This is a genomic window from Brevundimonas sanguinis (assembly GCF_029636725.1).
GTDB lineage: Bacteria > Pseudomonadota > Alphaproteobacteria > Caulobacterales > Caulobacteraceae > Brevundimonas > Brevundimonas sanguinis.
In genome coordinates, this window is sequence record NZ_CP116770.1 from 2539125 (window position 1) to 2560310 (window position 21186).

Here is a 21186-nt window from a genome sequence, read left to right on the forward strand (position 1 = left end):
CTCTCCTTTGTCGGTCAGGGGGCGATGGCCGGCGCGGCGGGAACCAGGGAAATCTTTTCGTTCGCCGCCGCCTCGACCGCCGGGCGGGAATAGAGCAGCGGGAAGTAGCGTCCTTCGGCCCACAGCGGCGCCAGGTCGTCGAAATGGGGGCTGTCGGGGTCGCCCGACTGGCCCGGCGTATTGACCGCCCGGCTGTTGTCCCAGTCGCCCACGTCCAGCACCATGCGGAAGGAGGCCCCCGAAACCAGCTTGAAGTCCGCGCTGAAGTTAGAGGCGATCGGGCTGCTCCAGGTCCCGCCGGTCGGAATCGGATCCAGCTTCAGCCGCTCGCGCTGGGCCGGAGAGGCCAGGGGCGACACTCCATGGACGAATTGCGCCGTGTGCAGACGGCCATAGGTCCACTGGGTCGGGTCCTCGCCCAGCCGGCCCGACAGGTCCTTCACCGCCGCTTCCAGACTGGCCCTCAGAATGGCGTCGCGCCCCTCCCCGTCCATGGCCTCCAGCCGGTCCAGCGCCGTCCGCGCCGAGGCCCGGCCGATGACGGCCGCCTTGTCGGGGAAGAGGGCCCGCGTCAGTTCGCGGCCCAGATGGCGGTTCATCCATACCTCGGCGACGGTCGCCGCCTGGCTGTCCTTGTCGGCGTGGGCGTCCCAGCCCTGAACCATGGCCAGGGCCTGGCGGTTCAGTTCGGACCAGCCGCGCCGAGGCTGAAGCGTCTGCGCCAGGGCGACGAAGCGGCGCTGCAGCGTTCCCTGGGTGTCGTTCTGAAGGGCCATGGCCTCGTCCAGGGTGAAGTCCGCATCGGCCGACAGGACCTCGGAAATCCGTTCGAACCGCGAAGGATCGGCCCATTCGAAGCCGATGCGCCTCTGGTCGATGGGATAGTCGGCCGGCAGGTTCATCTGATTGGCCGTGGCGACCCAGCCCCGCGCGGGGTTGAAGGTCCGGGGCAGTTCCGAGGCGTCGAGGAATCCCTCCCACTCATAGCGCCCGTCGCCGGGGACCGGCATCAGGCCGTCGTGGCGGGTGCGGCGCGGCGTCTTGCCGGCGGCGATCCAGCCGATGTTGCCCTGGGTGTCGGCGAAGACCTGGTTCTCACTGGGTGTGCCCCAGCGGGCCATGGCGCCGGAAAACTCGTCCCAGTCGCCAGCCAGCATATAGTCGACCGAACCGAAATAGGCCGAGGTGCCGGGCTCCAGCCAGACGCTGCGCACGGCCCAGGCGCGCCGGGCGTCCGCCTCGACCTTCAGCACCGGGCCGTGGCGGGTGAACTGAAGCTCGACCTGACGCGGGGCGCCGCCCTTGACCTCGATGGTTTCGGTCAGGGTGCGGATCGGCTCCCAGCCGTCGCCATAGCGATAGGCGCCGCCCGTCTCGTCCAGTTCATAGGCCTGCAGGTCCTCCTGATCGACGGCGAAGATGGTCAGGCCGAAGGCGATGGTCCCATTGTGGCCGATGGAGACGCCCGGCAGCGCCGGCTCGCCCGCGCCGATCACCGACAGGCCCGGCGCGTTCAGGTGGACGATGTAACGCAGCGACGGCAGGGAATGGCTGCGGTGCGGGTCGCTGGCCAGGATCGGCCGGCCGGTGTCGGTGCGCGATCCCGCCACCGCCCAGTTGTTCGAGCCTATGGCGCTGATGTCGGGATGCGACGGGGGCGCGGCCTCAAGCGCCGCCTGGGCGCCGGGCCTGTAGCCCCGCGCGGCGAAGGTCACGCCCTGGGTCGCCAGCGTATAGTCGCGCAGCACGTCCCTGGGCACCGAGCAGGGGTCCAGCCCCTGGGGCGTGCGGGTGGTCCATTCCGGCTCCAGCCGCACGCGATAGGCGTCGGCCTCGAGCCCGGCGGCGCAGACCACCTGGGCACGGCGCACCTCGTCCTCGACATTGCCGATCAGGCCGTGGCTGCGGATGCGCACCACGTCCGAAGGCTCCCACAGTTCCGGCGTCGTGCCGGCGATCCGGAACTCGGACGGCAGGGGCCGGGTCCCGGCGCGCACCTCGCCGACGAAGGCGTTGACCCCGGCCACAAAGGCCTCGGCGTGATCGCGGGCGTCCGGGCCGTAGGCGGCCCATTCGGCCTCCATGTCGCCGCGATAGAGGAAGAGCCGCGCGGCCCGATCCTGCGCCACGAAGGACGGGCCGAAGTCCTTGGCCAGCAAGCCCAGGCCCCGCTTGCGCCACAAGTCGATCTGCCACAGCCGGTCGCGGGCGGCGTTGTAGCCTTGCAGGAAGAAGGCGTCGCGGGTGTTCTGGGCGTAGATGTGGGCCACGCCCCAGGGATCGATCAGGATCTCGGCCGGAGCCTGCAGGCCCTGCACCGCCCGCTCGCTCTCGCGCACGTCCTCCGCCGCCGCGTCCCCCTGCGCCCGGACAGGTCCGGCGACGGCCAGCACGGCCGCCAGGGCGCTCGCCGCCATCCAGGCGGGACGCGCGCATTTCGACAGGGATGGGGAGGCTATGAACATGAGGTCTTTCCTTCGTAAATGACGGGCGCCGGCGGGGTCCGAGCCGTTTCAGGACCCGCCAACAGCGGCCTTGAACGTGCGGGCGTTATTGGCCCTGCCGGAGTCGGCCATGCTGTAATCGTGATCGAGACGGGCGCCCGCGACCGGCCTATCGGCCACATAGCGCCAGTGCGCCAGGGTCGGATTCAGCCGCCAGATGTCGGCGGGGATGGTCACCGCCTCATGCGTGCCATCCTCGAAATCGATCCGCAGGGACAGAGGCGAAACCATGCCCCCGATGTTGCGGAACGTCAGTTGATAGACCAGCAGGTCCTCCGGGGCCTCCAATCGGGTCAGCCCCTCCAGGGCCACGTCGACAGAGTCGTCGCCATAGAACCAGGCCCGCCAGAACCAATCCAGATCGGCCCCCGATCCGTCCTCCATGGCGCGGAAGAAGTCGGTCGGAGTGACGCGCTTGAACCGCCAGCTACGGCTGTATTCGGCAAACGCCCGGTCGAACCGCTCTGGCCCCAGGACCGAGGTCCGGAGTACATTCAGCGCCGTCGCCGGCCGGGTGTAGGTCGTGCTGAAATAGCGCCTCTGGCTGTCGGGCTGGGTCATGATCGGCTGCAGGCCCGGCTGGGCCAGGACCGAAGCGATGTCACGCGGCGGGCCGCCGAACCGCGAGGGAAAGTCCGCGCGCCACTGCTTTTCGGCCTGATACTGAACGAAGCTGTTCAAGCCCTCGTCCAGCCAGGACCATTCCCGCTCGTCCGAATTGACGATCATCGGGAACCAGATGTGGCCGATCTCGTGGATATGGACCTCGACGAGGGTGTTGACGAGCGTCGGCGACACGATCGGCGGCCCACCGTCCCGCCCCGGCGTGGGACGTGGGTCGTTGATGATCAGCATCGGATACTCCATCCCGTCCACCGGCCCGAAGACGGCCTGGGCGACGGGATAGGGATAGGGAAAGGCGAAGGCGCCATAGGCCTTCAGCGCATGGGCCACGGCGGGCGTCGAATACTGGTCCCACAGGGGGCTGGCCTCGAGCGGATAGAAGGACATGGCCATGACCAGGGGACGCTCGGCGTCGTCCTGGGCCACGCCCATGGCGTCCCAGATGAATTTGCGCGAGGACGCGAAGACGAAGTCGCGCACCTTCTCGGCCCGGAACCGCCAGGTTCTTTCGCCGCCGGCCCGGCCGGCCTGGGCCGCGCGAGCCTCGTCGGGCGTTACGACATAGACGGGCGCCGCGGCGGAGCGGGCCTGATCCAGCCGCGCGCGCTGGGCGGCGCTCAGCACCTCGGCCGCATTGGTCAGTTCGCCGGTGGCGGCGACCACATGATCGGCCGGAACCGTCAGGGCGACCTCGAAGTCGCCGAACTCCTGCGCGAACTCGCCCTGCTCGAGGAAAGGCCGCGTGTGCCAGCCCTCATAGTCGGAATAGACGGCCAGGCGCGGGAACCACTGGGTCGGCACGAAGATGCAGTCCCCGGCCGCGCCCTCGAAGCACTCATAGCCGCCGCGCCCGCCGACGACGGCGGTTTCGACCAGCGGCAGCCTCCATTCCAGCGAGAAGCGGACCTGTTCCCCCGGCGCCGCCGCGCGCGGCAGATCGACCCGCATCAGGGTGTCGGCGATGGAAAACGCCAGGGGGCGGCCGTCGGCGTCAAACGCCTTCAGATCGGCGAAGCCCCCGTTCCAGTCGCGCATCCGACGGATCCTCGCCGCCTCCTCGGCCGAGACGGCGGCCGCATCGCCATGTACCGTCGAGGTTTCGGCGATCGAATCCCTTCTGAATCGGTTCTGATCCAGCGACAGCCACAGATAGTCGAGCGCGTCGGGGGAGTTGTTGTGATAGACGATCTCCGCCCGGCCGCGGATTTCGCGCGACGCCTCGTCCAGGCGGGCCTCGATCCGATAATCGACCTTCTGTTGCCAATAGGCGGGTCCCGGCCGTCCCGACGCCGTGCGCTGGGCGTTGGGCGAGGGCCACAGGTCGCCCTCGAGGGAGGCGAAGGGATCGCCCTTCGCCGGGTCCGCGACGGCCGGCGCGGCCCAGGCCGCGCCCAGGGCGAGAGCCATTACCAGGGCCATGGCCATGACCAGGGCGGCCGTCCCGGCCCCCGTGTCCAGGCCGGGGCGTTCGACGCGGCCGCCCCGCCCTGAAATCCACGCCGTCGTCATCGATAATAACCGAGGCATTCCACCCTCCCTCAGAGTCAGAAGTTCGCTGTAAGGCCGATGTAGAAGCTTCGGCCGATCACGCCATAGATCGGGTCATAGCCGTTGAAGGATCCCGGCGTGCCGCCTGTCGGAATGAAGGGGCCGGCATCGTCCCCGACGTTGTTGACCCCGCCATACAGGGTGACATCGCCGAAGCGATAGCTCGCATAGATGTCGTGGCGGAAATAGTCGTCGAAATACATAAACTGAGGATCGGTGATGCCCAGTTCCTGGATACGCGCCATGCGGATGTTGCTGGCGATGACCGAGCCGATATAGGTCGTCCTCAGTTGCAGATAGGCGCGGCCCCAGGAATAGCCGGTCGTCAGGCGAACCCGGTCTTCGGGCTCTCCGATCGTCCCCTGATAGTCCTCGACCACCGTGCCGTTCAGGCCCGGGTATTCGTATTCGGACCGCAACAGACGGCTCCAATTGGCGTCCATCCTCAGATTGCCGGGCAGTTTCAGCCGTTCCAGCGAAGTCCGGTAGCTGGCCTGGACGTCGACGCCCGACACGCGGAGCCGGTCCATGTTCTGGACCTGCTGGATGACGCGCTGAATCCGTCCCGTTTCGCCATTGCGGGTGATCGAGTCGCAATAAGGATTGTTGGGGAAATCGTCGGCGCCGTAACACTGGTCCAGGATGATCTCGTTCGAGGGTGCCCCGATCGCGTTCTCCACGTCGATGTCATAATAGTCGACCGACAGGGCCAGGTTGCGCACGAAGGTCGGCCGCCAGACCGCGCCCACGGTCAGGACCTCGGCCGTCTCCTCGCGCAGGTCGGGATTGCCGGCGTTGGGGGACTGATAGGAGGCTGCCGGCGCATTGTAGATTCCGGCCGAGGCGATCACCGCCGCGATGCCGGGCTCGGCGCGGCAGTTGGAGGCGAACTGGCCGGCGGTCGTGGCCGTCACGCCGTGGCAGGGGTCCAGAATGGTGTTGACGTCGTCACGCGGCGGCGAGGTCAGTTCGGCCATGTCCGGCGCCCGCTGGGCGGTGCCCCATTGGGCCCGGAAGCGCAGGCTGGGCACGGGGGCGTAGCCCAGGCCCACGCGATAGCTGTTCACCAGGCCGACGTTCTTGATGCTGTAGTCGCTGGCCCGCGCGGCCAGGTCCAAAGTCAGTTCATGGACGCCCGGCGCCTCCGCCACCAGGGGGATGGAGGCCTCGGCGAACAGTTCGGAGACGGAAATCTCGCCTTCGAACGAGGGCACCACGGCGTTGGAGGTATAGCCGCTGCGGGTCACCGGGTCGGATTCCAGCCAGGTGCGGTCGCGCCGGTGCTCGATCCCGATCGCGGCGCTGACCTTGCCCGCCGGCAGGGTGAACAGGTCGCCGGTGGCGTAGGCCTGAAGCACATGCTGGGTCAGGTGCGACTCCAGATGGGTGTTGGCGCGGATATAGTCGGCCGCCTCTGGCGTGATTGAGCCCAGGCCGAACAGATTGACCGGCACGCAGCCGGCGGCCCGCGCCCCGGCGTCTTGGCATTGATAGCCCCCGGCGCCGTCGGATTCGATGGTCAGGCCATAGCGCAGGTTCTGGTAATTGATCCCGTTCAGCCGGTTCTGGTCCTGCTTGAAGTCGCCGAAGCCGTAGGAGACCTCATAGGTCCAGCTGTCGCCGAACGCGCCGTTCACACCCGCCCAGGCCCGCAGGGTGGTCCGGTTCTCGTCGAAGGTCTGGGGCCCGACCTCGGCGAAACGGCGGAACCAGGAGATGCCGTTGGCGAACTGGGTGGCGCGGATGGCCGGGTCGGCGAAGGGGTGGTTGCGCATCATCCGCCCGGCGGCGAAGGCCGCCGTCCCGGGCTCCACCACCCCCGTCGCCGGATCGCGCGGATAGACGGTAGTGCCGCTGTCCATCGAATAGGGGGCGCGCTGGAAGCTGGTGTCCAGGTCGTTGTAGATGACGGTCAGGAACGGTTTGATCTGGGCCGAGATTTCATAGTCGGCGTTGAGCGCGACCGACAGGGCCTTGCGCGGCAGGCGCAGGTTGGCGTGCTCATTGATGTTGTAGCCGTGCAGGGCGTTGCTGTAGCCGCTGGTGTGCAGGCCGCCCTCGTCATACCAGCGCGTGCCGCCCAGGGCCGAGCCTGCATTGAACCGGCCGCCGGGCGTATAGTCCGACAGCGACGGCTCGGTCAGGACATTGGTGGTGTAGCTGAAGGTCGCCGCACGCAGGGCGCGTTCGCGGTCGGACGCCTTGATGCCCTGATCCTCCTCATAGGTGACGCCCAGCAGCACATGACCGCGCCCGTCGTTCAGGGGCCGGCCGTAGAGCAGGGAGAAGCGGCTTTCCTCGCCGCCGCCCTCATCGGTGACGCCCAGGCGGGTGCTGAGCCTCAGCCCCTCGAAATCCTTCTGGGTGATGACGTTGACGACGCCCGCGATCCCTTCCGAGCCATAGACGGCCGAGCCGGCGCCGGTGGTGATCTCGATCCGTTTGACGAATTCGGTGGGGATGGTGTTCAGGCTGACCACATTGCGGTTGGCCGCGTTCGACACCGTGCGGCGCCCGTCGATCAGGGTCAGGGTGCGGTTGCCGCCCAGCTGCCTCAGGTTGACGGTGGCCAGGCCCGAGTTCTGGTTCTCGCCCGACGTCGGCCCCAGGGGAGTGTCGCCCAGGGCCGCCTGCGGTAGGTCCGCCAGCGCCTCGGCCAGGTTGGTCGAGCCCGAGGATTCCAGGTCGAGCTCGGAGACCAGATTGACGGGCACCGAGCCGCTGAACACGTCGCGACGGATGCGCGAGCCGGTGACGACCACGTCGTCCACGGCGGAGGCCTGCGGCTCGTCCGCGGTCGGGACGTCCTGACCCGAGGCCGACGCCCCGCTGGCGGCGGCGATCGCCCAACCCAGGCTGGCCGTGGCCAGCCAAATCGACTTCATACGCATGTTACCCCCCTTTTTGTTTATTGAATTTGCTATGCTCTATTACTCAGGAACGGCCCCGGCTCGACCGGGGCCGCCGCCATTCGCGCTGGGCTACCAGATCAGCGAGCCAATCGAATCCGTGCGGACCTTGGCACCGATGTAGAAGAAGCGGCCCAGCGGGCTGACCGGGGTATAGAGGGAGCCGATGTCCGGCTCCTGGTTGGTCAGGTTGTTGACGCCGCCATAGACGGTCAGGGCCTGGTCCACGTCGTATCGGATCTGCGCGTCCTGTGTGGCCCGCGCCGAATAGTTCAACTGGTCGGCCGGCAGGTAGTTTTCCGGCACGTTCTGATAGCGAACGGTCTCGTCGAACCAGTTGAAGCCGTAGTTGGCGGTCAAGTTGCGGTAGCGCCAGGTAAGGTCGAAGCTCGCCTGCCACTTCGGCGTATAGGCCGTGCCCGCTTCCTCGCTCACGCTGTCGGGATCGGTCGGGTCCTCGATGAAGGTCAGGTTGTTCAGATGCGACCCGACCAGGGTGAAGGCGAACCGGCCGAAATCGCGCTGGACGCCGAAATCGGCGGGATCGAACGCGTAGCGGATGGAGAAGTCCGTGCCGCTCGTCTCATAGGCCGAGACGTTGACCGGGGCCTCCTGGAAGGTCCGGAACCGATGCTGGTTCGCCGCATCGCGCGAGAACAGGTCGCAGAACTGGTTCGGCTGCGGCAAGTCATAGCATTTGTCGATGATCGTCGGGCCGGTGAACTGGAAGACGGCGCCTTCCAGGTCGATGTCATAGTAGTCAATCGAGATCGTCAGCCCGCGCAGGAAGCCCGGCGTCAGCACCAGGCCGGCGGTGAAGGTGTCGGCGGTTTCCGGCCCCAGGTTGACGTTGCCGCTGATGACCCCCTGGGTCGTCCCCGAGAAGGTGTTGACGAAGGTGTAGGGATCGGAGGCCGACAGGCCGAGCATGGCCCGGCAATTGACCTCGCGCACCGTCGGATTGGGCCCGATATTGTAGCGCGCCGCATCGCAGGGGTCGTTCAGGATGCGCCCCTGCTGGGTGGACGGCAGGAACAGCTCCGAAATATTGGGCGCGCGCACCGACTGCGCCTGGGTCGAGCGCAGCATGATGGCGTCGTTCACCCGCCAGGTCAGGCCCAGCTTCCACGTATCGGTCCCGCCGATGGTCGAATAGTCGGAATAGCGATAGGCGCCGTCCACCGTCAGGGCGTCGACCAGGGGCAGGTCGCGGAGCACCGGCACGGAGACCTCGGCGAAGGCCTCGGAGACGTGGAAGGATTCGTCGAAGGGCGTGCTCTGACCCAGCCAGGTCAGGTTGAAGTTCAGGTCCCGGGCGATGGTCTGTTCGTTCGACGGCGTATAGCTGGCGCCCTCGCGGCGGTATTCCGCGCCGACGACCCAGGAAATCGGACCGGCGGGCAAGGAGAACAGGGCGGCGCTGTCCCCCGAGACGAAGCCGTTCAGCACGAACTGCTCGACTTCGCGCTCCATGGTCGAATCGACCATGATCCAGTCCAGGGCTTCGCGCGACGGGGCGCCTTCGCCGAAGACGTTGATCGGCACGCAGCCCGAGTTCGCCCCCGGCGTGAAGGTCGTGCCCCAGGTGGCGCGCGCCGCCGCGGTGTTGAAGGAGACCGAACCCCAGCCCGGCCGGTTGCCGAGCGGAATGGCGGTCGGATCCAGATTGGAGCGGCAGACGATATTGCCCGCGCCATCGTCCACGGCGTCCAGGGCGGCGAAGAACCGCTCGTGGATGCGGTTGTTCGTCTCGGTGTTGTCCTCGCGCGTGCGGCCGTAGTTGGCCGAGATCTCATAGCTGAGGGTCGGGCTCAGATCGCCCTCGAGGCCCAGGACGAAGCGCGTCGTCTCGCGCTCGATCTGACGGGTGATGCGCCCGAAGTCGAGGTGGTCGCGGCTGACGATGACGTCGCGATAGTTGCTCAGCCCCGTGCCGCCCGGCGCCATGGCGTCGTTGTAAATGGGGGCCGGCATATAGGGGTTGTCGACCGAGATGCTGAGCGCATAGTCGAACGGGGCCTGGGACTGGAAGTCCGTGTCCACCCGCACGTATTTCGCCTCGCCGAACAGGCGCAGGGCCGGCGAGAAGGCGTAGTTCATCGTCGCGTTCAGCCCGCTGCGCGTCAGGCCGGGAACCAGGTCCGTATCCACATCGGCCAGGGCCGTGCCGTCGCCGCCCAGCATCAGATAGCCGGTCCCGACCCACAGGCCGTCGTTCCAGGGCGTGCCGTCCCCGTTGAAGGAGACCCCCGCCGTGGACGGGCCGTTCAGCGCCGCCCGCGTATAGACCGCCCCGCCCGGCGAGGAATCGAAGAAACGCACGTCGCGGAAATAGCCGCGCGTATATTCGCCGGGCGCGCCGGTGTAATAGGGGTTGACGGCGAAGTCCCAAGCGGTCGCCGGATGGGAAAAGTCCCGGTCCCGAGAGCGGATCGCCGACTGATCGCTGTATTCGACGCCCAGGGTCGCATTGCCCCGTCCGTCATGGAAGTTCCAGCCGCCCAGCACGCTGACGAAGCCGGTTTCGCCGCCGTGTTCGGCCGGGGCGCCCCACTGGGCGCGCATGTCCAGCCCCTCGAAGTCGTCCTTGAGCACGAAGTTGACCACCCCGGTCACCCCGTCGGCGCCATAGATGGCCGAGGCGCCGCCCGTCAGAATCTCGACCCGGTCGATCAGGGCCGCCGGAATGGTGTTGACGTCCACCGAGGCGCTGCCCGCCTGGGCCGCCACATGCCGTCGGCCGTCGACCACCACCAGGGTCCGCGCCGGCCCCAGGTTGCGCAGCGACAGCAGGTTGAGGCCGGAATCGCCCCGCGCCGAGGGGGTGTTGGCGTTGCTCTGCGAGGTCTTCGAGCCGACCAGGGCCGGCATGTCCGTCAGGAAGTCGGTGAGGTTGGTCGCGCCGGAATTCTCCAGCGACTCGCTGGAGACCGAGACGACTGGGTTCGACCCCGTGTAGTCCGGAAGCCTCAGGCGGGTGCCGGTGACGACGACCTCGCTGACGACGGTGGCGGATTCCGAATCCGGGGGCTCGGCCTCCTGACCGGCTGAAACGGCGCCTCCAGCCGCGGCGGCCGTGGCGATGGCCCAGCCCAGGCTGGCCGTGGCCAACCAAATCGATTTCCTATGCATGGTTTCTCTCCCCTTCCATTGCTCGGTTTATTCCGCCGCCGCTTCGGCCTCCGGCGCCCCTCCCAGGGCCGGTGTGGACGCCTCAGGACGATTCTTGAGCGTGCGATCGAGCTGATCCATGTCGACGGCCCTTTCCCACCGGCCGACGACGATGGCGGCCACCGCATTGCCGATGAAGTTGGTCAGCGAGCGGCATTCCGACATGAAGCGGTCGACCCCCAGGATCAGGGCCATGCCCGCCACCGGCACGCTGGGCACGATGGACAGGGTCGCCGCCAGGGTGATGAAGCCCGCCCCCGTGACCCCGGCTGCGCCCTTGGAGCTGATCGCCGCGATCAGCAGCAGGGCGACCTGTTCGGACAGGGACAGGTCGATGTTGCAGGCCTGGGCGATGAACAGGGCCGCCAGCGTCATATAGATGTTGGTGCCGTCCAGGTTGAACGAATAGCCGGTCGGCACCACCAGGCCGACGACGGACTTGGACACGCCCGCCCGCTCCATCTTCTCGATCAGGTTGGGCAGGGCCGCCTCGGACGAGGAGGTGCCCAGCACCAGGATCAACTCGTCCTTCAGATAGCGGAGCAGGTCGAAGATGGAGAAGCCGGCCAGGCGGGCGACCAGGCCCAGAACCACGACAACGAAGACGGCCGAAGTCAGGTAAAAGGTCCCCACCAGGGCCCCGAGCTTGGCCAGGGCCTCCAGCCCAAAGGCGCCGATGGTGAAGGCGATGGCGCCGAAGGCCCCGATCGGCGCCACGCGCATGATCATGCCGACGACGCGGAAAACGAGCCGGGACAGGGCCTCCAGCAGGGTGTTCACCGGCCGCGCGGCGTCGCCGACCATGGCCAGGGCCACGCCGAAGATGATGGCCACGAACAGGGTCTGCAGTATGGACCCCTCGGTCAGGGCCGACAGGGCGGTCGTCGGGATGATGTCCAGCATGAAGCCCGACAGGGTGCTGGCATGGGCCTGGTCCGCATAGGTGGCGACCGCTCCAGCCTGCAGCGTCGCGGGGTCGACATTCAGGCCGCCGCCGGGCCGGATCAGATTGGCCGCCGCCAGTCCCAACACCAGGGCCAGGCTGGAGAAGAATAGGAAATAGGCGAAGGCCCTCGCCGCCACCCGGCCCAGCGCCGCCATCTCCGTCATGCCCGATATGCCGCTGACGACCGTGAGGAAGATCACCGGCGGCACGATCATCTTGATCAGCTTGATGAAGCCATCGCCCAGCGGCTTCATGGCCTCGCCCAGATGAGGCCAGAAATGGCCAATGATCACGCCGATGACGATCGCGACCAGGACCTGGACATACAGATGAGACGACCACCGTTGCCAGCGCGGCCGGGAACCCACGACTACAGACACTTGAACTCTCCCTAGACCGCTTCTGATCGAGCGGTTCAGGGCAGCCTAGCGGGAGATCGACCCAGGGGGCGCGAAAAACGGCAACGTTTACTTATCTCTATGATAAAAATAAGGAAATGGTCTTAATTTCGGTGAAATCGCTCCCCAATCGTGCCGAAAACTGCCTATTGATCGCCTTGTTTCGTGCCTTATTCTGCCCGAATGCGGACGTTTCCCTCGTTCACCCGGCGGGCCTCCCTGCTTCTGTTCTGCCTTTTCGCCCTGATCGCCGGGGCGATGATCGTCGTCGGCCTGCGTTGGACCGAGCAGACGGCGCGCGCCGAAAGTGAAGCCGTCGCCACTGCTCAGGCAGGCAAGCACGAACGGCTGCTGGCGGTGCAGATGCAGAAATTCCGCCTGTTGCCCTCGGCCCTCGGTGAATACCCTGACGTCCACGCCGTTCTGGCCGGCCGCGACGCCGCGACGGCGGCGCGGCTGAACGTCAAGCTGGAGCAACTGGCCCAGGGCACCAGCGCCTCCGTCATCTATGTGCTGGACAGCGGCGGCCTGACGGTCGCGGCCAGCAACTGGCGCCAGGCGGACAGCTTCGTCGGCCAGAACTTCGGCTTTCGACCTTATTTCAAGGGGGCGATGGCCAACGGCGAGGCGGAACTGTTCGCCCTGGGCGCGATCAGCGCTCGCCCCGGCCTGTTCATCGCCCATCGAGTCGGACAGGGCGCGGGGGCCGGCGTCATCGTCGTCAAGATCGATCTGGCCCATCTGGAGGAGCAATGGGCCAATGAACGGGGCGTCACCCTTGTCGTGAATCCCGACGGGGTTATCATGCTGACCAGTCGCGAGCCTTGGCGCTTTCACACCCTGCCCGTCCTTCGGCAGGCCGAACAGAGCAAGATCCTGCGCACCCTCCAGTTCGGGACCGAGCCGCTGAAAGCCGTCGGCATCGACCGCCTGGACAACGGAGACTACCGCCTGCCCGGCGCGGAGGACCTCTACCGGGCGGCGGAAATGCCGTCGGGCCTGGGCGATGCGGTGTTGACCTACTTCGAGCCCCTGGCGCCGGCGCGCGAACAGGCGGCCGCCAAGGCGCGCCTCTTCCTGGTCACGGGGCTGGCCCTGGTCGCCGCCGCCGGTCTGTCGGTCTGGTGGGCGAACCGGCGCCGTCTGGTCCAGGCCGAGGCACAGCGCCGGCTGGAGCATCAGGTGTCGCTGCGCACCGCCGAACTGCGCGAAGCCAACGCCCACCTGCTGGCTGAATCGCAGAAGCGCGTCGCTGCGGACGAGCGCTGGCGGGCGGCGCGCGAAGAGTTGGCTCAGGCCAACCGCCTGGGTTCCATCGGCCAGATCACCGCCGGGGTGGTACATGAGATCAACCAGCCCGCCGCCGCCATCCGCGCCTTCGCCCAGAACGTCGTCGCCTATTTGGACCGGGGACAACCCCGCGAAGCGCGCGAGGACCTGTCGAGCATCATCGACTTAACCGACCGGATCGGCCGCATCACCGCCGAACTGCGCAGCTTCGCCCGCCGCCGCGCCCCGGCCGTGCGCAAGGTCCAGCTGGAGACCGCTGTCGAGGGGACGCTGCTGCTTATCGGCGATCGCCTTCGCCAGGACCGCATCCGGCTGGACTGGCCCGGCGGGCCACCTGACATCCATGTCGTCGCCGACCGCATCCGGCTGGAGCAGATCATGATCAACCTGATCCAGAATGCTATCGAGGCCTTGGTGGGCGCAGCCGATCCCTGCATCGCCCTGCGGGTTCATCTCGCCGGGGAGACAGTGCTGCTGGACGTGCTGGACAATGGGCCGGGCGTCGACCCCGAACTGGCCGAGACGCTCTTCGCCCCCTTCGTCTCGGGCAAGCCGGATGGCCTGGGTTTGGGGCTGGGCATCGCCCAGGACATCGCCCGTGAATTCGACGGCAATCTGGAGGCCATCCCCTCCTCTCTGGGCGGGGCCGGTTTCCGCATCACCCTAAGGCGCGCATGATGGTTTCCGCTGAATCCGACAAGGTCGTCTTCGTCGAGGACGACGAGGCCCTGAGACGGGCCATCATAGGCTCCTTCACCCTGGCGGGCCTGACGCCCCTGCCGTTCGACAACGCCGGCGCCGCCCTGGCCGCGCTCGATAGGAACTTTCCGGGCGTCGTCGTGACCGACATCCGCCTGCCTGGCATGGACGGGCTGGAGTTCCTGGCGCGGGCGCGGGCGCTAGACCGCGAGTTGCCGGTCATTCTGGTCAGCGGCCACGCCGACGTGCCCATCGCCGTGCGCGCGCTGCGCGAGGGCGCCTATGATTTCCTGACCAAGCCCTTTTCCGTCGATCGCCTGATCGCCGTGACGCGTCAGGCGCTGGAGGCCCGCCGCGGGGTCACCGGCAACCGCGCCCTGGCCCTGGCCCGGCACGAGGTCGAGGCCGCCGACAGCCCCCTGATCGGCGCCAGCTCGGCGATGGAGCAACTCAGGGCCACCATCGCCCATGTGGCCAAGGCCAATCTGGACGTCCTGATCGAAGGCGAGACGGGCACGGGCAAGGAGTTGGTGGCCACCCTGCTGCACCGCCAGAGCCCCCGGCGCGCCCGTCCCTTCATCGCCGTCAACTGCGGCGCCGTGCCGGACGCCCTGGCCGAGACGGTGCTGTTCGGCCAGGCCCAGGACGGCTCGGGCTATCGCCGCCCCCAGCACGTCGGCCGCATTGAGGCCTCGGACAGGGGCACCCTGTTCCTGGACGAGATCGACAGCATGAGCCCAAGCCTGCAGGTCAAGCTGCTGCGCGTGCTGGAAGAGCGGGAAATCACCCCCCTGGGCGGGGGCGAGGCCCAGCCGGTCGACCTGCGGGTGGTGGCCGCCTCCAAGGTCGATCTGCACGAGGCGGCGCGCCGCGGAGAGTTTCGCGAGGACCTGCTCTATCGCCTGGACGTCATCCGCCTGCGCCTGCCGCCGCTGCGCGAGCGGCCCGCCGACATCCTGCCCCTGTTCGCTCATTTCGTGGAGGAAGGGCTGAAGCGGTCGGGCGCCAGATCCTACATCATGACCGACGCCGTGCGGCGGCGCCTGTTGGAGCACGACTGGCCCGGAAACGTGCGCGAATTGCGCAACTTCGCCTTCAGCTCGGTGCTGGAACTCGCCCCGCCGGAAGCCGGCAAGGGAACCGGGACCTCCCTGCCCGCCGCCCCCGGCGTCTCCCTGGCCCAGCGCATGGACGCCTTCGAAGCCTCGGTCGTGCGCGAGGCGATGGAGGCGGCCCAAGGCAATATGAACACGGCCATGTCCATCCTGGGCCTGCCGCGCAAGACGCTCTACAGCAAGCTGTCCAAGCACGGCATCGACCCCGGCGCCTATCGCGCCAAGGCCGGCCGGCGCTGAGCGTTACCGATCACGCCGGGCGGGCGGGCCGGGTCAACCGCCCGCAACTGGCCTTGATGCGCGCCAGCGCCTCGTCCAGATCCTCAATCGCGGCGGCGTAGGACAGGCGGATATAGGGCGACAGGCCAAAGGCTTCGCCCGGCACCACGGCGACCTCGGCGTCCTCCAGCAGATAGTCGGCCAGGTCGGCGTCGGACAGGATCGGCGTCCCGCCCACCGTGACGGCGCCCATCAGCCCGCCGCAATGGGCGAAGGCGTAGAAGGCCCCCTCCGGCGCCCGGCAGCTAAGCCCCTCTATCCCGTTCAGCCCCGCTGTCACCCGGTCGCGGCGGATGCGGAAGCTTTCGCGGCGCGCCTCATGGAAATCCTGCGGCCCGTTCAGAGCCTCGACGGCGGCCGCCTGGCTGATCGAGGAGGGGCATGAGGTCGACTGGCTCTGCACCACCGCCATGGCCTTGATCAGAGCCCGCGGCCCGCCCGCATAGCCGATGCGCCAGCCGGTCATGGCATAGGCCTTGGACACGCCGTTGACGGTCAGGATGCGCTCCTTCAGCCGAGGCTCGATCGCCGCCGGCGTGACGAAGCGAAAGCGGTCATAGACGATGTGCTCATACATGTCGTCGACCAGCAGCCACACCCGCGGATGGCGCAGCAGCACGTCCAGCAGGGGCCGGTAGTCGGCCTCCCCATAGGCCGCCCCCGAGGGGTTGGACGGCGAATTGATCAGGACCCAGCGGGTTCTGGGCGTGATCGCCCGTTCCAGTTGGTCGGCCTTGAGGCGGAAGTCGGCCTGCGCCTCGCACGGGATCAGCACCGGCGTTCCGCCGCAGATCTCCACGATGTCTGAATAGGTTGTCCAATAGGGCGTCGGAATGATCACCTCTTCGCCCGGCTCGACGCTGGCCATCAGGGCGTTGAACAGGACCTGCTTGGCGCCGGAGGCGACGGTGATCTCGTCCAGGGCGTAGTCGATCCCGTTCTCGCGCCGGAACTTGTCGGCCACCGCCCGTTTCAGCGCCGGCGTCCCGTCCAGGGCGGTGTATTTGGTGTCGCCGGCGTCGATGGCCGCCTTGGCCGCCGCCTTGACGTTGTCCGGCGTGTCGAAGTCCGGCTCGCCGGCGCCCAGAATGATGACCGGGCGGCCGGCGCGCTTCATTTCGGCCGCGCGCGCGCCGATCTGAAGAATCCTAGAGACGCCGATCCGCGCCAGGCGCGCGGCGGGGCGGAAGCCGGCGTCTCCCTCTGCTGAGAAAGCCATGTCCACAGCCTAGTCGATGTCGAAGGAGACGCCCTGGGCCAGGGGCAGGGCCTTGGAATAGTTCACCGTATTGGTGGCGCGCCGCATATAGGCCCGCCAGGAGTCCGAGCCGCTCTCGCGCCCGCCGCCCGTCTCCTTCTCGCCGCCGAAGGCGCCGCCGATCTCGGCCCCGGAGGTGCCGATGTTGACGTTGGCGATGCCGCAGTCCGAGCCGTCGGCCCCCATGAAACGCTCCGCCTCCTGGACGTTCAGGGTGAAGATGGACGAGGACAGGCCCGCCGCCACGGCGTTGTGCTGTTCCAGCACGGCGTCGAAGTCCGAATACTTCATCACATAGAGGATGGGGGCGAAGGTCTCCTCCAGCACCGGGCCGGTCTGGGCCGGCATCTCGATCAGGGCGGGCTTGACATAGAAGGCCGTGTCGGGCCCCGCCTCGGTTACGCGCTCGCCCCCGGTCACCGCCCCGCCCTCGGCACGTGCGGCCTCGAGGGCCTGTTGCATGGCGTCGAAGGCGGCCCTGTCGATCAGGGGGCCGACCAGGGCCGAGGTCTTCAACGGATCGCCGACCGACACGCTGGCGTAGGCCGCCTTCAGACGCGGAACCAACTGGTCATAGACGCTGTCGTGGACGAACAGGCGGCGCAGGGTGGTGCAGCGCTGGCCCGCCGTGCCCATCGCCCCGAAGGCGATGGCGCGCAGGGCCATGTCGAGGTCGGCCGAAGGGCAGACGACGCCGCCGTTGTTGCCGCCCAGCTCCAGGATGGAGCGGGCGAAGCGCGCCGCCAGCCGGGGCGCGATCTGGCGGCCCATGCGGGTCGAGCCCGTGGCAGAGACCAGGGCGGCCTTCGGATGGTCGACCAGCGCCTCGCCGATCGTCCGGTCGCCGATCAGCACCTGGCTGAGGCCCGCCGGCGCGTCGCCGAACCGCGCCAGCGCCCGCTCCAGCACCGCCTGGCAGGCCAGGGCGGTCAGCGGCGTCTTCTCCGACGGCTTCCACACCACGGCGTCGCCGCAGACCAGGGCCAGGGCCGCGTTCCACGACCAGACGGCGACGGGGAAGTTGAAGGCCGAGATGACCCCCACCACGCCCAGCGGATGCCAGGTCTCCATCATCCGGTGGCCAGGGCGTTCGGTGGCGATGGTCAGGCCGTAGAGCTGACGCGACAGGCCGACGGCGAAGTCGCAGATGTCGATCATCTCCTGCACCTCGCCCAGGCCCTCCGAGGCGATCTTGCCCGCCTCGATGGTGACCAGCCGGCCCAGGTCCGCCTTGGCGGCGCGCAGTTCCTCGCCCAGCAGGCGCACCAGTTCGCCGCGCCGGGGCGCCGGCGTCAGGCGCCAGGCCTTGAAAGCCTCGTGCGCGGCGTCGACGGCGGCCGCCGCCTCTTCCGGCGAGGTCGTCCGGACGCGGGCGATCTCTTCGCCGGTCAGGGGGCTGAAGCTGGCCATGTCGCCCTCGGCCCAGGCCGCGCGCGGCACGCCCAGCCGATCCAGAACGGCGGCGGCTTCCTGGTGGACGGTGAGGGTCGCAGTCATCGGCTCATCTCCGCAAATACGATCAGGTTCATTCTGTTTTCCTATGATAGGACGGCGTTGACAGGCCGAATTATGATGATTTCGGCTATAGTGATGCAGGCGTGGAATGAAGCTGAAGCGATCCCTGATCCCCGACCTGACCGTGCTCCAGGCGTTCGAGTGCGCCGCACGGCACGGCAATTTCACCAAGGCGGGGGCCGAACTCAACCTGACCCAGAGCGCGGTCAGCCGCCAGGTCAAGATGCTGGAGGAGCAGTTCGGCGTCCTGCTGTTCGAGCGGGTGCGCCAGCGCGTCGTGCTGTCGGCGGCCGGCCGCCGCCTTCTGCCCGAGGCCGCCCGGCTGTTGCAGCAGTCCGAGGAGATGGTGCTGCTGGCCCGCGCCGCCTCGGGCGGCGAGGTCCTGTCGATCGCCACCCTGCCGACGTTCGGGACGCGGTGGCTGCTGCCGCGCCTGCCCGACTTCATGGCGCGCCATCCGGGCCTGACGGTCAACGTCGCCTCGCGCGCCCAGCCCTTCGACCTGGAGGCCGAGAATGTCGACCTGGCCATCCACTATGGCCAACCGGTCTGGGCCAATGCGATCTGCACCTATCTGCGGGGCGAGGCGGTCCTGCCGGTGGCCAGCCCGGCCCTGCTGAAGGCCAGCCCCATGGCCGGCCCCCAGGACCTGGCGCAGGCGCGCCTGCTTCACCTGGCGACCCGCCCCCGGCTGTGGGCGGAATGGTTCCGGCTCAACGACCTGGACGATCAGGCGGCCTATCGCGGCGACCGCTTCGACCAGTTCTCCATGATCATCGCCGCGGCCGTGCACGGGCTGGGGGTCGCCCTTCTGCCCCTCTATCTGATCGAGGAGGAGATCGCCGCCGGCGCGCTGCGCACCGCCTTCGACCGACCGATGGCGACCGACAAGAGCTATTTCGCCGTCCTGCCCGAGGGCCGACGGGAAAGCGGCCCGGCTCTGGCCTTCCAGACCTGGCTGCTGAGCCAGGTCTGAGAGGGCGCCGCGCGAGCTCACGCCGCGTAACGGCGGCCGAAGCGATTGCCGATGAAGGCGTCGAAGGGCACGTCCTCCTGGCGCACGAACCCGGACTGCGGCAGGACGCCGGTCGCCAACAGGTCCAGCACCGCGCAGATGCCCGCCGCCGTGGTGATCTGGATCGCGCTGCGCGGCGCGCCGGCGACCAGGCCGCTGTAGATCTTCTGGGCCTGGGTCTGCTGCACCAGTCGTCCGTCCCGCAGACCCGTGGCCGTGACGAAGACCACCACCACGTCCTGGCCGGTCGCCGGCAAGGCCTTCTGCAGAACGTCCTTCAGGACGTCGCGGCGGTTGCGCAGGTTCAGGTCGTTCAGCAGCACCTTCATCAGCGCCGCATGGCCGGGATAGCGGATGGTCTTGTAATTCAGAGTCCGCACCTGCCCCGCATAGGTTTCGCACAGGCTGCCAAGGCCGCCGGAAGTGTTGAACGCCTCATAGGTCACGCCGTCGATGGCGAATTCCTCGCGTTCCTCCATGGCCGGGGTCTGGATCGGCCGGCCGTCCGCTATGGCCTCGCAAGGCTCGATGTATTCATTGATGACTCCGTCGGGGCTCCAGGTCAGATTATAGCCTAGGGCGTTGGACGGATATTGCGGCAGGGCCCCGACGCGCAGCCGGATCGCATCAAGGGAATCGAACCGGCCGGCCAGGTCATGGGCCAGGATGGAGATATAGCCCGGCGCCAAGCCGCACTGAGGTATGAAGGCCGACCGGGCGTCCGCAGCCAGTTCCTTCACCCGGCGGGTCGAAGCCACGTCCTCTGTCAGGTCGAGGTAGTGCGCGCCGGTCGCGGCGGCCGCCTCGGCGATGCGGGTCGTCAGATGGAAGGGCGCGGCGCTCAACACCGCAAATCCGTCCGCCAGCAAGGCCTGCAGGGCGGGGGCGTCTTCTATGTCCACGGTCCGGGCGCTGATCGCCGGATGGCGGGGGACGGCGTCGACCTGGGCGGAGTCGCGGTCGCAGACCACCACTTCATAGTCACCTGTCTCGGCCAGCATGTCAGCGATGGTGGAGCCGATGTTGCCCGCGCCGACGACGATAATCTTCTTCATTCCACTTGCCCCCTGAGATAAATCCAATCAGGACATTTAGGAATTAGCGTTTCAAACCGTATTTATGTATAAGTTGCTGATTATCTTTTAGCGTTTTGACGATACAAACAGGCAAACCGATCAGATGAACAAGGATGAGCGGCTTCTCACCCTGCTAGCCGAGAATGCACGCATGCCGATCACCGAACTAGCCCGGCAGCTGAACCTGTCGCGCACCACCGTACAGGCCCGCATCGAACGGCTGGAGCGCAACCAGGTGATCGCGGGCTATACGCTTAGACGTGGTGCCGCGGCCGAGCGTGCCCTCATCAAAGCTCACGTTCTTATCACGGTGAAGCCCAGGTCAGCGGCCAAGACCATCGCCGACCTGGCCCGGATGGACGAGATCCGCACCCTGCAGTCCGTCAGCGGCGAAGTCGACCTGATCGCCGTGGTCAGCACGCCCTCCGTTGAGGCGCTGGACCGGGTCATTGACCGCATCGGGAGTCTGGATGGCGTCGAACGCACCCAAACCTCCGTGATTCTGGCGACGAAAGTCGATCGTTGAGGCAGGACGATCGCCGCGGGCCCTACCACTTTTTTGAGAGCAGATCGTTCAACGCCGCCTTGTCGAGCATGACGTCCGCGAGCAGACGCTTCAGCCTGCCGTTCTCGTCTTCCAGGGCACGGAGGCGCTGGGAGTCCGACACGCTCATCCCGCCGAACTTGGCTTTCCAGGCGTAGATCGTGCCCTACGACACGCCGTGCTTGCGCGCCAGCTCGCCCGCTTTGGCGCCGGCCTCGTCTCCCGCAGGATCCCGATGATCTGCTCTTCCGTGAATCTCGCTCGTTTCATTCCGTCCGTCCTTTCAAGGGCCGGA

Annotated in this window: 12 protein-coding genes and 1 pseudogene; 4 read left to right on the top strand and 9 right to left on the bottom strand. The window is 67.7% G+C overall.

The window, feature by feature from the left end:
- Positions 1 to 14 precede the first annotated feature (14 nt).
- The 5 genes from PIB44_RS12545 to dctA all read right to left on the bottom strand — a co-directional run bounded on the left by PIB44_RS12545 (position 15) and on the right by dctA (position 12082).
- On the bottom strand, positions 15 to 2465 hold the full coding sequence (locus tag PIB44_RS12545) for a penicillin acylase family protein (protein ID WP_278069628.1): 2451 nt from the start codon (positions 2463 to 2465) through the stop codon (positions 15 to 17).
- A 48-nt stretch (positions 2466 to 2513) separates the two neighbouring features.
- Positions 2514 to 4655, bottom strand: coding sequence for a M1 family metallopeptidase (locus PIB44_RS12550; RefSeq protein ID WP_278069629.1), 2142 nt, complete (start codon positions 4653 to 4655; stop codon positions 2514 to 2516).
- 17 nt (positions 4656 to 4672) lie between these two features.
- Complete coding sequence (locus tag PIB44_RS12555; RefSeq protein ID WP_278069630.1) at positions 4673 to 7567, bottom strand: TonB-dependent receptor plug domain-containing protein; 2895 nt, start codon at positions 7565 to 7567, stop codon at positions 4673 to 4675.
- A 90-nt stretch (positions 7568 to 7657) separates the two neighbouring features.
- Positions 7658 to 10717, bottom strand: a complete 3060-nt coding sequence (locus PIB44_RS12560) for a TonB-dependent receptor plug domain-containing protein (protein WP_278069631.1) — start codon at positions 10715 to 10717, stop codon at positions 7658 to 7660.
- 27 nt (positions 10718 to 10744) lie between these two features.
- Positions 10745 to 12082, bottom strand: a complete 1338-nt coding sequence (gene dctA / locus PIB44_RS12565; RefSeq protein WP_278069632.1) for a C4-dicarboxylate transporter DctA — start codon at positions 12080 to 12082, stop codon at positions 10745 to 10747.
- A gap of 201 nt (positions 12083 to 12283) precedes the next feature.
- Between dctA and PIB44_RS12570 the strand changes: the two genes are divergently transcribed.
- Together PIB44_RS12570 and PIB44_RS12575 are read left to right on the top strand one after the other, a co-directional pair.
- Positions 12284 to 14068, top strand: a complete 1785-nt coding sequence (locus tag PIB44_RS12570; RefSeq protein WP_278069633.1) for a sensor histidine kinase — start codon at positions 12284 to 12286, stop codon at positions 14066 to 14068.
- Positions 14065 to 15444 carry a sigma-54-dependent transcriptional regulator gene (locus PIB44_RS12575; RefSeq protein WP_278069634.1) on the top strand — a complete coding sequence of 460 codons (1380 nt, stop codon included), beginning with the start codon at positions 14065 to 14067 and terminating at the stop codon, positions 15442 to 15444. The genes PIB44_RS12570 and PIB44_RS12575 overlap by 4 nt, the downstream gene beginning before the upstream one ends.
- A gap of 10 nt (positions 15445 to 15454) precedes the next feature.
- Here the strand turns inward: PIB44_RS12575 and PIB44_RS12580 are convergent, their stop codons facing one another.
- Together PIB44_RS12580 and amaB are read right to left on the bottom strand one after the other, a co-directional pair.
- Positions 15455 to 16702 carry a pyridoxal phosphate-dependent aminotransferase gene (locus PIB44_RS12580; protein WP_278069635.1) on the bottom strand — a complete coding sequence of 416 codons (1248 nt, stop codon included), beginning with the start codon at positions 16700 to 16702 and terminating at the stop codon, positions 15455 to 15457.
- Between the two features lie 9 nt (positions 16703 to 16711).
- Entirely contained in the window at positions 16712 to 18238 is a 1527-nt protein-coding gene (gene amaB / locus PIB44_RS12585) for an L-piperidine-6-carboxylate dehydrogenase (RefSeq protein ID WP_278069636.1), read from the bottom strand.
- 106 nt (positions 18239 to 18344) lie between these two features.
- Between amaB and PIB44_RS12590 the strand changes: the two genes are divergently transcribed.
- Complete coding sequence (locus PIB44_RS12590; RefSeq protein WP_278069637.1) at positions 18345 to 19232, top strand: LysR family transcriptional regulator; 888 nt, start codon at positions 18345 to 18347, stop codon at positions 19230 to 19232.
- Between the two features lie 17 nt (positions 19233 to 19249).
- Here PIB44_RS12590 and PIB44_RS12595 read toward each other — a convergent pair whose 3' ends face one another.
- Positions 19250 to 20326: a saccharopine dehydrogenase family protein gene (locus PIB44_RS12595; protein ID WP_278069638.1), complete on the bottom strand. Its 1077-nt coding sequence runs from the start codon at positions 20324 to 20326 to the stop codon at positions 19250 to 19252.
- Between the two features lie 124 nt (positions 20327 to 20450).
- Here PIB44_RS12595 and PIB44_RS12600 point away from each other — a divergent pair, with 124 nt between their 5' ends.
- Positions 20451 to 20873 (top strand): Lrp/AsnC family transcriptional regulator, encoded by a 423-nt coding sequence (locus tag PIB44_RS12600; protein ID WP_278069639.1) that lies wholly within the window; start codon positions 20451 to 20453, stop codon positions 20871 to 20873.
- A 28-nt stretch (positions 20874 to 20901) separates the two neighbouring features.
- On the opposite strand, the pseudogene PIB44_RS12605 reads toward PIB44_RS12600, so the two are convergent.
- Positions 20902 to 21161 (bottom strand): annotated as a pseudogene (locus PIB44_RS12605) (transposase); the annotation flags it as partial.
- Between the last annotated feature and the right edge of the window lie 25 nt (positions 21162 to 21186).